The sequence below is a fragment of the Geobacter psychrophilus genome, from assembly GCF_056821595.1.
On sequence record NZ_JBXDTU010000004.1, the window covers coordinates 1,667,675 to 1,681,943 of the forward strand.

The 14,269-nt window shown below is 50.1% G+C and carries 14 protein-coding genes; 1 reads left to right on the forward strand and 13 read right to left on the reverse strand.

Annotation, left to right across the window (positions count from 1 at the left end; genetic code table 11):
- Positions 1-3: 3 nt before the first annotated feature.
- From ACOCF6_RS10175 to rpmH, 13 genes are all read right to left on the reverse strand, one after another.
- The gene (locus ACOCF6_RS10175) at positions 4-1,044 is read right to left on the reverse strand and encodes a bifunctional UDP-4-keto-pentose/UDP-xylose synthase (RefSeq protein ID WP_482460272.1); all 1,041 of its coding nucleotides are present in this window, start codon (positions 1,042-1,044) and stop codon (positions 4-6) included.
- The gene (locus ACOCF6_RS10180; RefSeq protein WP_482460273.1) at positions 1,041-1,964 is read right to left on the reverse strand and encodes a formyltransferase; all 924 of its coding nucleotides are present in this window, start codon (positions 1,962-1,964) and stop codon (positions 1,041-1,043) included. The genes ACOCF6_RS10175 and ACOCF6_RS10180 overlap by 4 nt, the downstream gene beginning before the upstream one ends.
- Positions 1,954-2,889 carry a glycosyltransferase gene (locus ACOCF6_RS10185; RefSeq protein ID WP_482460274.1) on the reverse strand — a complete coding sequence of 312 codons (936 nt, stop codon included), beginning with the start codon at positions 2,887-2,889 and terminating at the stop codon, positions 1,954-1,956. Before ACOCF6_RS10185 ends, ACOCF6_RS10180 begins: the two co-directional genes overlap by 11 nt.
- Before the next feature lie 15 nt (positions 2,890-2,904).
- Positions 2,905-4,047 (reverse strand): ribonuclease D, encoded by a 1,143-nt coding sequence (locus tag ACOCF6_RS10190; RefSeq protein ID WP_482460275.1) that lies wholly within the window; start codon positions 4,045-4,047, stop codon positions 2,905-2,907.
- Positions 4,044-5,120 (reverse strand): cyclic dehypoxanthinyl futalosine synthase, encoded by a 1,077-nt coding sequence (mqnC, locus tag ACOCF6_RS10195; protein ID WP_482460276.1) that lies wholly within the window; start codon positions 5,118-5,120, stop codon positions 4,044-4,046. The genes ACOCF6_RS10190 and mqnC overlap by 4 nt, the downstream gene beginning before the upstream one ends.
- 90 nt (positions 5,121-5,210) lie before the next feature.
- A complete protein-coding gene (locus ACOCF6_RS10200; protein ID WP_482460277.1) occupies positions 5,211-5,936 on the reverse strand; it encodes a glycine zipper family protein in 726 nt (241 codons plus the stop codon).
- A gap of 227 nt (positions 5,937-6,163) precedes the next feature.
- Complete coding sequence (rsmG, locus tag ACOCF6_RS10205) at positions 6,164-6,820, reverse strand: 16S rRNA (guanine(527)-N(7))-methyltransferase RsmG (protein ID WP_482460278.1); 657 nt, start codon at positions 6,818-6,820, stop codon at positions 6,164-6,166.
- A complete protein-coding gene (gene mnmG / locus ACOCF6_RS10210; RefSeq protein ID WP_482460279.1) occupies positions 6,817-8,712 on the reverse strand; it encodes a tRNA uridine-5-carboxymethylaminomethyl(34) synthesis enzyme MnmG in 1,896 nt (631 codons plus the stop codon). The genes rsmG and mnmG overlap by 4 nt, the downstream gene beginning before the upstream one ends.
- A gap of 32 nt (positions 8,713-8,744) precedes the next feature.
- On the reverse strand, positions 8,745-10,115 hold the full coding sequence (gene mnmE, locus ACOCF6_RS10215; protein WP_482460280.1) for a tRNA uridine-5-carboxymethylaminomethyl(34) synthesis GTPase MnmE: 1,371 nt from the start codon (positions 10,113-10,115) through the stop codon (positions 8,745-8,747).
- Between the two features lies 1 nt (position 10,116).
- The gene (gene yidC, locus ACOCF6_RS10220) at positions 10,117-11,709 is read right to left on the reverse strand and encodes a membrane protein insertase YidC (protein ID WP_482460281.1); all 1,593 of its coding nucleotides are present in this window, start codon (positions 11,707-11,709) and stop codon (positions 10,117-10,119) included.
- A 24-nt stretch (positions 11,710-11,733) separates the two neighbouring features.
- A complete protein-coding gene (gene yidD, locus ACOCF6_RS10225; protein WP_482460282.1) occupies positions 11,734-11,946 on the reverse strand; it encodes a membrane protein insertion efficiency factor YidD in 213 nt (70 codons plus the stop codon).
- On the reverse strand, positions 11,922-12,293 hold the full coding sequence (gene rnpA, locus ACOCF6_RS10230) for a ribonuclease P protein component (RefSeq protein ID WP_482463324.1): 372 nt from the start codon (positions 12,291-12,293) through the stop codon (positions 11,922-11,924). Before rnpA ends, yidD begins: the two co-directional genes overlap by 25 nt.
- Before the next feature lie 18 nt (positions 12,294-12,311).
- Positions 12,312-12,461: a 50S ribosomal protein L34 gene (rpmH, locus tag ACOCF6_RS10235; RefSeq protein WP_482460283.1), complete on the reverse strand. Its 150-nt coding sequence runs from the start codon at positions 12,459-12,461 to the stop codon at positions 12,312-12,314.
- Between the two features lie 351 nt (positions 12,462-12,812).
- Here rpmH and dnaA point away from each other — a divergent pair, with 351 nt between their 5' ends.
- Complete coding sequence (gene dnaA, locus ACOCF6_RS10240) at positions 12,813-14,165, forward strand: chromosomal replication initiator protein DnaA (RefSeq protein WP_482460284.1); 1,353 nt, start codon at positions 12,813-12,815, stop codon at positions 14,163-14,165.
- Positions 14,166-14,269 lie beyond the last annotated feature (104 nt).

Here is a 14,269-nt window from a genome sequence, read left to right on the forward strand (position 1 = left end):
TTTTTACAGGAATTCCGACAGCTTCTCCCGCTCATCCACCAGGTAGAATTCCAGGGTCTTGCGCAGGGCATCATCGGCACTCGTCACCGGCTCCCACCCCAGACACTCCTTGGCTCGCCTGACCGATGGCACGCGGGTCAACATGTCCTGATAGCCCTTGCCGTAAAAGGTGTCCGAGCTGACCTCCTCAATGATGCACTTCTCGGCCTTCTCGCGGTAAAGCGGGAACTCCGCCACCATGTCACGCAGCTTGTGGGCCAGTTCCTTGACAGAAAGATCATTGGCCGGATTGCCGATATTAAAGATTTTCCCATCGGCACAACCGTTTTCGTTGGCGATGATCTTCATCAGGCAGTCAATTCCGTCCTCAATGTAGGTGAAGGAGCGGCGCTGGTTGCCGCCGTCCACCAACTGAATCGGTTCACCGGCCAGGATGTCGTAGAGGAACTGGGTCAGAACGCGGGAACTGCCTTCTTTGGCGGTGTGGATGCTGTCCAGCTTGGGTCCGATCCAGTTGAAGGGGCGAAAAAGGGTAAATTTCAGCCCTTCGTGATTGCCATAGGCATAAATGACACGATCAAGCATCTGCTTGGCACAGGAATAGATCCAGCGCTCCTTGGCGATCGGTCCCAGCATGAGCGGTGAGTCCTCTTCATCAAACTCGGTATCGGGCGACATGCCGTAAACTTCCGAGGTAGAAGGAAAGATGACCCGTTTGTTGTATTTGTGGCAGAGGCGGATGATTTTGAGGTTCTCTTCAAAATCCAGCTCAAAAACCCGCAGCGGGTCCTTGACGTAGGTCACCGGTGTCGCAATGGCAACCAGCGGCAGGATCACATCACACTTCTTGATGTTGTACTCGATCCATTCCTTGTTGATGGTGATGTCACCCTCCAGGAAGTGGAAGCGGGGATCACCCAGTGAACGATCCAGTTTGTCGCAGGCCATGTCCAGCCCGAAGACTTCCCAGTCTGTCGTAGTGAGGATGCGATGTGTAAGGGCATTGCCGATAAAACCGTTAACGCCGAGAATAAGGACTTTCATGAATTCTCCTCAAAAGATGTACTTGTTATTGAATGGTTCGAAATAAAATCTGCTGCACTGCATTCCTGTTCACCCTCGACCTGCAGGGATCGAATCTCCAGCAGCCCGTGACCGGTAGCGACCACCAGCGGGCTGCGCGACACAATCTGTCCCGGCAATCCACTTCCCTCCAGCGGCCAGGCCTGCCAGACGATGACCTTCCTGCCTTCAAGAAACGAAAAAGCACCCGGATACGGGTGAGTCACGCCCCGGACCAGGTTGTAAACCTGCACTGAGCTCCCAGTCCAGTCGATACGGCCATCGGCCGGTTTGCGGCCGCCGCAGTAGTTTCCTTCGGACAGATTCATCGGAGTTCGCGTGGCTGTGCCGTCACGCAGCAGCGGCCAGGCACGGGCAATAATCGATTCCGCAGCAGCAGTGACCTTGGCAAACACGTCGTGGGCGGTGTCGGTGAAGGCGATTGCTACCTTTTCCTGATCAACAATATCGCCGGCATCCGGCTTTTCCACCATGTAATGCAGCGTGGCCCCGGTCTCATTCTCGCCATTGATGACTGCCCAGTTTACCGGCACCCGCCCGCGATATTTCGGAAGATACGAGCCATGCAGGTTCAATGCTCCCTTGGAAGGGATGGCCAGGATCTCCGGTGAGATCATGTTGCGGTAGTAGAAGGAGAGGATGAAATCCGGCGCGATCTCCCGCAGCCGTTCCACGTTTCCCGGTTCATTGATGTCACTTGTCAGGTATGGAATGCCGTGCTGATCAGCCAGATCACGCACCGAGTCAAACCAGATCTCCTCAGTTGGTGAATCCTCGTGCGTAAAGATCAGGGCGATCTCGGACCCCTGACGCAGGAGCTCGCTGATACAGCGATATCCCACGTTGTGGTAGGCGCAGACGACTAATCGGTTATTGCTCAAAGCCGTAGGTCCTTCTGACCACAAACCGCGGCCGCTTGCGAACTTCCTGATAGATCCTGCCCACATACTCGCCAACGATACCGATCCCCATGATAATGATACCGATGAAGAAGAACAGTATCGCGAACAGGGTAAAGACCCCCTCAACTTCGGCGCCGACGATGAAGCGGCGCACCAGCAGAAAAAAGGCAAAGGCCAGGGACAGAACAGAGGTAATGATGCCGAACAGGGCAAACAGTTGCAGCGGCACCACGGAAAAACCTGTCATCAGATCGAAATTGAGCCGGATCAGATTGTACAGCGAATATTTGCTTTCGCCGGCGGCTCGCTCGGCGTGGGCAACCTCGATTTCCGTGGGGTTGGAAGCGAAGGTCTGTGCCAGTGCCGGGATAAAGGTGGTGGACTCGCCGCAACGGTTGATGTTTTCGATGATGTTGCGGTGATAGGCGCGCAGCATGCACCCGTAATCGTTCATCTTCATGCCGGTCATCTTGTTGGTCGTAATGTTGACAATCCGGGATGCCATTTTCCGAAACAGGCTGTCCTGTCGCTTCTGGCGGATGGTACCCACAACATCGTAGCCCTTCTCGATCTCTGCCACCAGACGCGGAATCTCCTCGGGCGGATTCTGCAGGTCGGCATCCAGAGTGATTATGATCTGCCCCTGAGACATCTCGAAGGCGGCCAGAATGGCCATGTGCTGGCCGAAATTCCCGTTGAACTCGATGACCTTGACCCCCGGATACCGGTCGACCATGCCACGCAGTATGTCCAGTGAACGGTCACGGGAGCCGTCATTGGTAAATAGTATCTCAAACGACTTGCCCGTAGCTACAGCCGCAGGATACAGTCGCTCCATCAGTGGAGCGAGATTGGATTCTTCGTTGTATACCGGTACGACGATGCTCAGGTAGAGTTGATCCATGTTCTACTCCCGTTATTATCCCGCTGCCAACTCTTGCAGCAGTTCCTGGCCATACAATCTTTTCTGCCAGTCACGCATCCCCGCAACGCCATCCAGCTCTGATACCAATACAGGATTTGCATCGGCGACCGTCTCCAGCAGCCAGTTGGGAGCCACCACTCCAGGCTCAAGACCCTGCGAGCTGCTATGCTGTTCACGCCAGATTTTCAGGCGCTTGATGCGATCTTTGGTGCCGTCAGTCGGCTCTTCCCGTCTCTGGCGGGGAAAGACCGGCAACCTGTTCTCCGGCAAAGCGAGGGCGGTTGCGACTGCAGATAGGATCCTGTCGCCGAAACGCTGAATCTGGCCGGGTGTCATGCCTTTGATACCGGTCAGATCACTTAAGGTGCGGGGTCGTTTTTCAGCGACCTCCAGCAGCGTCTCCGCCGAGAGGACTTTGAACGGTGGACGATCAAGCTCACAGGCCTGACGGTCACGCAACTGCAGCAACTCCTCAAGGATCGCAAGGGTGCGTCCCTTGAGCTTGCCGGCCCCCTTGCAGGAGAGAAATAATGGCCCTTCTTTTTCAGAGACCCGAGCCTGGCACAACAACCGACACTCTTCTTCAAGCCAGCTCAAGCGGCCTTTTTCAATCAACTCGGCACTGAGCTGGTCATACAGCGGGAGCAGATCGGATGTGTCCGCTGCAGCATAGGCACTCATTTCCGGGCTGAGCGGACGCTTGCTCCAATCGGCTTTTTGATATTTCTTGTTCAGTTCGATCCCAAAACGCGCCCTGAGAAGGGCCGCCAGTCCGAATTCAGAAATACCCAGAAACCGTGAGGCAAGCATGGTGTCAAACAGATTCTGCACTTCGATACCGAAATCACGATGAAGTGAACGGATGTCGTAGTCAGCACCGTGCATCACGACCAGAATACGGGGATCTCCCAAAGGCGCCGCCAAAGGGGATAAATCCTTTAATGCCAGCGGATCGATCAGCCAGCTCTCGCTGCGGGTTGAGACCTGAATCAGACAGACCTTCTCCTGGTAGTGGTGGAGCGAATCCATTTCAAGGTCAACCGCAAACTCGGACTGTTGGCACAGTATCGCTGCCACCTCGGACAATCGCTCAGCTTTGGTGATGATTTCACATTCATGTTTTGTAAAAGGCGTCAAACCGTAAACTCCCTGATTATGTTGTAAGTAGTGCTTCGCTGGGCCGGCACAAAACCGGCCCCCTTGATCAAGGCAACCATCTCGTCACTCGACATGCGGAAGCTGCATCCTGCAGCGGCTACCACGTTTTCTTCCAGCATGGTTCCGCCCAGGTCATTGGCGCCGAAAAAGAGAGCCACCTGTGCCATCTTGGCCCCCTGGGTTACCCAACTGGCCTGGATGTTCGCTATATTGTCCAGTACGATCCGCGACAGCGCCAGCACCTTGAGGTATTCGACGCCACTGGCGGTCGTGCCTCCCAGCTCGGTATTTCCAGGCTGATAGGTCCAGGGAATAAAGGCGGTAAAGGATCCGCCGGCATCCTGCAACTCGCGGATCCGGAAAAGATGCTCGACGATATCCTCGGGTTTCTCGCGGCTCCCGAACATCATTGTCGCTGTCGTGGGCATACCCAGTTCAGCAGCCTTGAGCATGACGTCGGCCCACTGGCGCCAACCGATTTTTTTCGGCGAGATACTGCCACGCACCTCGTCAACCAGAATCTCTGCACCGCCACCAGGGATTGAATCCAGCCCGGCAGCCTTGAGCCGCAAGATAGTTTCAACAAGGGTCAACCCTGAATGTGACGCAATGCAGACAACTTCGGCAGGCGAGAGAGAATGATTCTGCAAGGACGGATAGCGGGACTTTATCTTTCGGAACAGATCCTCAAAAAAATCAATTGTCAGATCAGGATTGAGGCCGCCCTGCATCAGCAACTGCGTGCCACCTTGACTAACCAATTCATCAATTTTATCGAAAATTTCTTCCTGCGGCAGTACGTATGCATCCACAGCCGACTTATCCCGGTAAAAGGCACAGAACGAACATTTCGTTTCACAAATATTGGTGTAATTCACATTACGATCAACAACAAACGTGACCCTGTTTTCAGGATGCAGAATGCGTCGTATTTCGTCGGCACGCGCAGCAAGGGCAAGCAGGTCATCACCCGCCAACAGCCGCAAACCCTCTTCACGTTCGATTCTGTAGCCCAATGATGCAGGTGGTTGTGTCTTAATTGAAGAAATCATTTGGGCTTCGTTCTTTCTATCCGGATACATGACTCGCCGAAAACCGCACCAGCGGCACAGCTATCTTCGCAGCAAATTCGGCGTGTCGGTCTAGCGAAGTTTCAGATTGAGGGTCTGGACCCTTCCGTCACCCCGGAATTTGATCTGTAATCGCAATTCTTTCGCTGAAGATACTTCTCCAGGGAAAAAGATAAAACCACTTGCCAAAGAATCTGACTGCATGATTTTGCCTTCCACTCCCTTGTCGCGAATATCGTCAGCTATTTTGTATTCCCGCTGGCGATCGTCGCCAGCCTTGTTGGCTCCCCCGATTACCGCTCCGCCCGCCCCGCCCAGAACACCGCCTTTAACTACAGCCGAACCAACTTCACGGCCGGATACGACACCAATCGCCAGACCCAGCAAAGCTCCTGCAGCAGCACCATAGGCTGCCCCTTTACCGGCTCCTGCGGCTATTGCTCCGGCATCAGTCGCTTTTTGCACCCTGTCCGCAGCTTCGCGATTTGTAAGGATCTTCCAGTAGCGGTTGGTCTCGTCAATCAGGAATGTCTGTCCGGAAACGACCTCAACGCCTTGACCGCTTTTGTTATCCAACACAACCTGGACCGGCAGAAGGCCGGCTGCGCGAATGTCAAAACCGAACGCCTGCTCAGCCTGTTTTGGGTCGGCAAAGGATTCAGCTCCGACCAGCAGACCGGAGGTGTTCTGATAATTCGCGTAATCCTGAGGTGGCCTGAATGATACGGATTTGCTCTCATATGTGGCACATGCCGAAAGGTGTGCAGCAATTATAAGAAGACAGATACTTTTTTTCATTGGATGGCTCCTCTCGCGAATTGCAATGCCTACAACCGTCACTTTAGTTCAGAATCCACTCACCTGCAACTTCATTCTATATCAAACACCCTGCCGTGACAGGATTTTCATGTGAAACGAATGAAATCGCCACAGAAGCCGCCAAAAGCCCAGAAGCTGGTCACAGTATTAACCGGGTTGAGAAACCGGCCCAAATCGAGCGTTTGGCGCCCGCTGGCGCAAAGGCCCTATTTATGGGCACTCACAGCGGATATGGTAACTAAACACCGGCTGCCTTTATTCATCGGCAACGTATAGCTCTGCACAGAATTTATTTCAAATCCCAAAGAGCACAAATCTCCCTTGGCCTCTTCTATTTCAGACTGCACATCCGGACCTTTCATCGCAATCAGCCGTCCTCCACATTTAAGCATTGGCGCAGCCAACGTAACAAAAGTATCCAGTTTCGAAAATGCACGTGAAGAAATTACATCAAAAAAACCGTCATAAGCAGTATGAAGAGTTTCCACTCTCGCATGCAGTGCTTCAAAACCTTCCAAACCAAGCAGCCGGACAATATGCCTTTGAAACATGATTTTTTTTCCAACTGCATCAACGGAAACAATTTTGGTTTCAGGCTTTACGATTTTAAGTGGAAGAGCAGGGATACCAGCGCCGGATCCAATATCCATGACATTCTCGTTTGAATGTATGCACGAAGCAAAAACAAGTGAATCAATCACATGCTTGACAGCTATGTCAGAATCGCTACAGATAGCCGTTAAATTAATTTTTTTATTCCATTTTATTAACTCACTGGCAAATCTCTCAAAGAATTGAATACAATCCTCAGAGAGACTCAAACTCATTTCGATCAATCCTTTTTCAAGGTCAGGACGAATCATTTTCCACTACCACCTTGTGGCTTCCAGGCATTAGCCTTTATCGCAATAGAAATAACCGAAATAGCTGCAGGGGTTACGCCGGAAATTCGAGATGCCTGACCAAGCGTGTCAGGTCGGAATTTAGACAGTTTTTCACGGACCTCGGTAGTCAAACCACTAATGCAGTTGTAATCAAGGTCATCTGGCAGGCGGGTAATCTCCATGCCTCTGGCGCGGTTAATCTGCTCAAGCTGGCGCTCAATATACCCATGATATTTTACCTGTATCTCCACCTGCTCCCGCACATCAGGGCGTGTTTCACGTGAAACATCATCGAATTTCGCGAGCTCTGCATAGGTTATTTCAGGGCGCCTGAGTAATTGCTCAAGCGAGGTCCCTTTCTGGATATCGGCAAGATGCTGCTCCTCAAGAAAGGCAACCTCATTATCGGTCATGCTTAAGCGGGTTGTTGAGATCCGATGGTGTTCAGCGGCTATCATATCCCGTTTTCGCAAAAAACCATTAAATAGATCTTCATGCACCAGTCCGATCGCGTGTCCTGTTTCCCTCAGACGCAGGTCGGCATTACCCTCACGCAGCAACAGTCGGTACTCAGCCCGCGAAGTGAACATACGGTACGGCTCTTTTGTGCCGAGCGTGATCAGGTCATCGATCATGACACCGATGTAGGCCTCGCTCCGACCAAGAACAAGCGCTTCCTTGCCCTGCACGCGGAGTGCTGCGTTGATACCCGCCATCAATCCTTGCCCCGCTGCCTCCTCATACCCTGAAGTGCCATTGATCTGACCGGCATGAAACAGATTCCGGATCAGCTTTGTTTCAAGTGACGCATGCAGTTGGATCGGGTCCACATAGTCATACTCGATGGCATAGGCTGGCCGCATGATTTCTACACGCTCCAACCCTTCTATGGATCTGTAAAACGGTATCTGAATGTCAATCGGCAGGGAAGTTGACATGCCGCTCGGATACACTTCTACAGTATCCAAGCCCTCCGGCTCCAAGAACGTTTGATGGCGTTCTTTATCAGGAAAACGTACGACCTTGTCTTCAATGGACGGGCAATATCGCGGACCAATACCTTCAATTACACCGGAATACAGAGGCGAGCGATCAAGGCCCGAGCGGATAATCTCATGCGAGCGCGGGTTGGTATATGCGATGTGGCAGGGAACCTGGCGCATCGTGATGCGGTCCGTCGAAAAAGACAAGGGTGCAGGCGGATCGTCGCCGTACTGAGCTTCCAAACGGGTAAAGTCAATAGTCCGGCTGTCCAGACGAGCAGGTGTCCCGGTCTTAAGACGCCCCACTTCGAAACCTAATGTTCGCAGCTGATCAGAGAGACCTACGGATGGTAAATCTCCGGCACGCCCCCCCGGATAGTGGGTCAAGCCGATATGAATCAGTCCTCTCATGAATGTGCCGGTTGTAATCACAACCGTTTTGCCAAGAAAACGGATTCCGGAACGGGTGTCTACGCCCTTTAATTCACTTCCCTCCATATACAGCCCGGTAACTTCACCCTGCTTGAGAAAAAGGTTTTCCTGTTGCTCCAGTACCCGCTTCATACGGAGTCTATACAGCTGCTTATCAGCCTGAGCCCGGGAGGCGCGTACAGCAGGACCTTTACGGGTATTGAGTATGCGGAATTGTATTCCGGTAGCGTCGATGTTCCTGGCCATCTCACCACCCAGGGCATCTATCTCCCTGACCAGATGCCCTTTGGCCAGTCCGCCGATAGCCGGATTGCAGGACATCAGCGCAATGGCATCAAGGTTGATCGTCAGCATCAATGTGCTGCACCCCATGCGGGCAGCAGCTAAGGCGGCTTCGCAACCCGCATGACCGGCGCCAATCACAATCACGTCATATGTGGTTTCGTAACTATGCATACATGCACCCATGTTTCACGTGAAACAATCGCCTACTTTCCAATGCAAAAGGAGGAGAATATGAGATCAAGGATAGCGTCCGGCGTTGTTTCTCCGGTTATTTCACCAATAGCTGCAAGGCTGTCGCGCAAATCGATAGCCAGCAATTCGCCAGACGCGCCAGTTCCCAACTGGCTACAGAATCTATCCAGGCCATCCAAAGCTCGCAGCACTATATCTCGTTGGCGAACTGTTGTTAAGGCGATATGGTCTTGTGATGACACCGCATGCCCATCTACAAAGGTAGTAAAGATGGCGGAGCGCAACTGATCAATGCCACTCCCATCCTTGCTGGAGATATGAACCACAGGCACTCCAACGGGAAGCTCCGCTTCATGTAACACAGGCGGCAAATCGGATTTGTTTATGACCGTAATGAAGCGCTTGCCGGAAATGGCCGACAGCAGATCTCGATCAAGGGTGTCAAACGGCTGAGAACCATCCACCATATACAAAACCAGATCTGCCAGGGCCAGCTTTTCAAGAGAACGGCGGATACCTTCCTGCTCGATTTCATCATGAGATTGCCGAATGCCTGCCGAGTCAATGATTCGAACAGGCAGGCCATCTATGCTGATGATCTCTTCAATCACGTCACGAGTCGTGCCGGGGATATGAGAAACAATAGCGCGCTGCTCCAGGGTAAGTGCATTCAGGAGACTGGATTTACCCACGTTCGGCTTGCCTGCCAGCAGTACGGAGATGCCATCGCGGATTACCTTGCCGTGATCAAAAGAGTTCAGCAAAGAGACCAGGCTGTTTCGGCCGCCATTGATTAACAACTCTATCTGGCTGAGAGCAGCAGCATCCAGATCCTCCTCCGGGAAATCGATAAAGGCTTCAATCAGTGCAAGGGCATTTCTGAACTGCCCTGTAACCTCAGATAGTCGGGCAGAAAGGACACCTTCTCTCTGACTCTGGGCAAATGCCAGTGACATCTCGGTACGACTGTTGATGATATCTATAATCGACTCGGCCTGGCAAAGATCGATGCGACCGTTCAAAAAAGCGCGGCGGGTAAACTCACCTGCTTCAGAAAGGCGTGCCCCGGCGCGCAGACAGGCATCCAAAATGCGCTGCACGAGCAGATAGCCTCCATGGCAATGGAGTTCCAGCACATCCTCGCGTGTATAGGAGCGCGGTGCCATCATCATCACTGCCATCCCCTCGTCAATCAGCGCTCCAGTGTTCGGGTCAACAATCCTCCCATAATAAAAACGGTGGCTGTCGAGGCCACCGTTTCCCTGCTTTATAAAAACACGTTCAGCAATTTTGGAGGCATCAGAACCGCTGACCCTGATGATACCTATGCCACCGCACCCCACCGGGGTTGCTATGGCCGCTATGGTGTCTTCTACGTACATTTCAATCCTTGACCAGTTTATTGATATACATCTGCTGACCGATGGTCAACACGTTGTTAACCAACCAGTAGAGCACGAGACCTGACGGGAAGCTGAGAAACATGAAGGTAAACACTACCGGCAAGGCCAGCATCATCTTCTGCTGAATCGGGTCCATCTGCGAGGGGGTCATCTTTTGCTGTACAAACATGGTGATGCCCATAATAACCGGAGTTACATAGTAGGGGTCTTTGTCTGCCAGGTCGGTAACCCACAGTAAAAAAGGCGCGTGGCGCAATTCAATAGAAAACATAAGGGCTTTATACAGTGCAAAGAAAACCGGAATCTGCACAACCATCGGCAGACACCCACCCAACGGATTGACCTTGTGTTCACGGTAAAGCTCCATTACCGCTTTATTCATGGCATCGCGGTCATCCTTGAACTTTTCTTTGAGCGCGGCCATTTTCGGCTGAATCTTCTGCATATCCTTCATGGATTTGTAACTCTTGTGAGTCAACGGGAAAAACAAGGCTTTCAGGATGATTGTAACAATAATAATTGCAATACCGTAGTTACCGACATAGCCATAAAAAAACTTGAGAGTATACAGCAGAGGCTTTGCAATAACCGTAAACCAACCCAAATCAAGAGACTGCACAAGAGAATTGCCTTGCGATTTGAGAATATCGATATCTTTGGGACCAACAAAAAGACGGTGTGTTACTGTTGCTGATTGGCCAGGATTAACGGTCATCTGTGGGGAGGAAACGATCGACTCCATGAAACCGGCTGTACTTTTTTTCAGCTCAGCAGAGACGATGCTGTTTTTCTCCGAAAGAATTGCACTTAAAAAGTATTTGTCGGCAAAACCGGCCCAGAGTACCCCTTTATCGTATTTCTTGGAAGAGCTGGATATATCCTTGAATTTGTCAGCATGCAGGGCATTATCAGCATATAGATAGGAACCGGCAGTATCAAAACGGTTATCTTTCACTTTAGGTTCTGCCGGATATGACATTACCTGTTGAACAGTCCCCACAATCGGTGCAGCAGAATTGTTGAACACCTGTGTGTCAAGCTTGATGCTGTACGAGTCGGCCCCGAAGGTATAGATTTTTCTGACGGTAAAGCCCTGCCCTGAAATGAAGTTATACGTCAGCTGCTTGGTTTCAGTGCCGCTGACCTTGACAGTTTCAGCATCAGAGATAAATAGCGAGCTGTCTGAAAGATTGAAGCCGGTTGCTCTGGTAGAAAATGTCAGCAGCGACGGGTCTGCATTGTTACCGAGAATAACAGGACTGGCAGCAGGACTGTTCTGCTCGCGATATTTCTTGAGGGTCATACTCTTAAGTGCGCCGCCACGTGAAGAAAAGACCGCTGTATAAAGATCGGTTTCGACCGTAACATCCTTTTGAAGGCCGGCAGCCGGCAAGGATTGCTGTGCGGAAGGTACTGCCGGTGCCGCTGGTGTCTGTATGGCAGAGTTAGAGCTTTGTTGTGGTACCTGTGGCACTGCCAAGGGTGCCTGTTTTTTATCCGGGCCCATCACCATTGAAAATAGATAGAAAACAACAATTGACAAAACTACCGCAAGAAATGCACGCTTTTCCATTATGACTCCAGTTGTACTCTTTTTTTAAGGTACAGGATCAAAACCACCCGGATGAAACGGGTGGCACTTGCTTAGTCTGATCAGGGTAAGCCACATCCCTTTGACAAACCCGTATCTGACAATTGAATTTCGTGAATACTCGGAACAGGAGGGATAAAAACGACAGGCTTGAGGCAGAAGAGGGGAAAGCATCTTCTGGTAGAACCTGATGATTAGGAGTGCGATACTCTTGAGCATGGGGATATGCCGATATAATTGAAGGCTTTTAAAAGCTCCTGCTGCATGTAGGAAAAATCCATTTTTGCAGATTCACTCCGCGCGATAACATTCAGATCGACTGCCGGAATCAACGTGCGGTTTTTTCTGAATGTTTCTCTCACGAAGCGCTTGACCCTGTTTCGAGTGACGGCACACCCAACTTTTTTGCTTACAGTAACCCCTAGGCGTGCATACGCAAGATGATTCTCCTGCCACACCACCAGAATTCCCCTGGAAGCAAATTTATGTGCAGAATCCTTCAGCTTGAGGTATTCTGCACGTTTCCGAAGCCTTAGCGACGACGGAAACGAATTGTCGGCACGCACCGCCTCAACAGTCAAAATTTATTTGGCTGCAATGCGAACGGCCAGGTTTTTTCTGCCTTTAGCTCTTCTGCGCTTGATAACGAGGCGGCCGTTTTTCGTTGCCATCCGTACCAGAAAACCGTGAGTTCTTTTACGCGAAACATTGCTTGGTTGAAATGTTCTTTTCATGTCGTATACCTCTGGAAATTTATTTCAAGAAATGGGTTTTTAATCATATCAGGCACCCTTTGTCAAGCTAATTATTATGAAGCGGCGCGGAGTGCGGAATGATTTGCCTTGAAAAATGGTGCCGGCTCTGATAACCTTCAGCGCCTGAAATATAGCATATATTATGGTTTGAATATACGTAACTGTCTGATATTTATAAAATTAAAGTTATCAACAGCTGTTGAAAACAATGTTGATAACTTTTAGTGATTCTTACCGGAATATTCTTGAAACATACCTGAATCGATTGGATATTTTCCCTGCTAATGGATCTGTTGATAACCTGCTGGGCATTAAAAAACTGTGATCAATATGCAAGCAATCTGGCAAAAAACAACTGAAAACCTGGAAAAAGTTCTTTCCGAACGGGATTTTGCAACCTGGATAAAACCGGTCAACTTCAACCATACGGAGAGTGATACGGTTTATCTGTCTGTTCCTACCTCGTTTTTTAAAGAATGGCTGGAAGATCACTATTTGACCGTGCTTTCAAGCGCATTATCAGTAGCTGCAGGTAAAAACCTAACCATAGAATTCATTATCAATGAAAGCAGCACCGACACTATTTCTCTTCTACCGGAAGAAATTATAACCAAAGGGCTTCCGGAATTAGGAGAAGCAAAAAACAGTTTACAGGATATCTCATTCACCCCGCTTAATCACAAATATACCTTTGATCTATTTGTGAGCGGCACGGGCAATCAATTTGCACATGCTGCCGCAATGGCCGTAGCTAACAACCCGGCTGATACCTATAATCCCCTCTTTATTTACGGCGGTGTCGGCTTGGGGAAAAGTCATCTGCTCAATGCCATCGGCCATACAATTCGTGCAACTGCCCCTGAACTGAATGTATGCTATTGCTCTGCAGAGAAATTCATGTATGAAATGGTCAATTCTCTCCGCCATAAAAGGATGGAGCTCTTTCGAGCCCGATTCAGAACTATCGACGTATTGCTGATTGATGACATTCAATTTATTTCCGGCAAGGTTGGTACTCAGGAAGAGTTTTTCCATACCTTCAATGCACTTTATGATATGCATAAACAGATAGTTATCACTTCAGATAAATTTCCACGAGAAATATCCGACCTTGAAGAACGCTTGCGGTCACGCTTTGAATGGGGGTTGATTGCAGATATTCAGCCTCCCGATGTGGAAACCAAGATTGCAATTCTGAAGAAAAAATCCGAGATAACCAAGATCCGTCTTCCCGATGACGTTACGTATTTTCTTGCATCCAGTGATACTAAGAACATTCGTGAACTCGAAGGCATGCTGATCAGATTGGGTGCATACAGCAGTCTGCAGAATATACCCATAACCCTCGATATGGCCCGGGAGAGTTTAAAAGATATACTCGGCGACCGGCGTAAAGATATTACGGTCGAGTTGATTCAAAAAGCCACGGCTGACTATTTTGGATTGAAGATCGCAGACTTGAAATCAGATAAACGCCTGAAAAATCTGGTTCAGGCACGACAAATAGCGATATGGATCTGTCGCGACCTGACGAAAGCCTCCTATCCGGATATCGGAATGCGGTTCGGCGGCAAGGATCATTCAACGGTTATTTATGCGACGAAAAAAATTGAAAAAACTTTAAAGGATGATGTTAAGTTGTTCCGGATAATTGAAGAAATAAAAAACATCCTCCTCAAATGAGGAATATCCTGTGGGAAGACCTGTGGATAATTGTTGAAAACTTTGCTGCTGTTGATAACAGGAATCTTTGAAAAAAATCATCCACAGCAATAATTATTGAATTA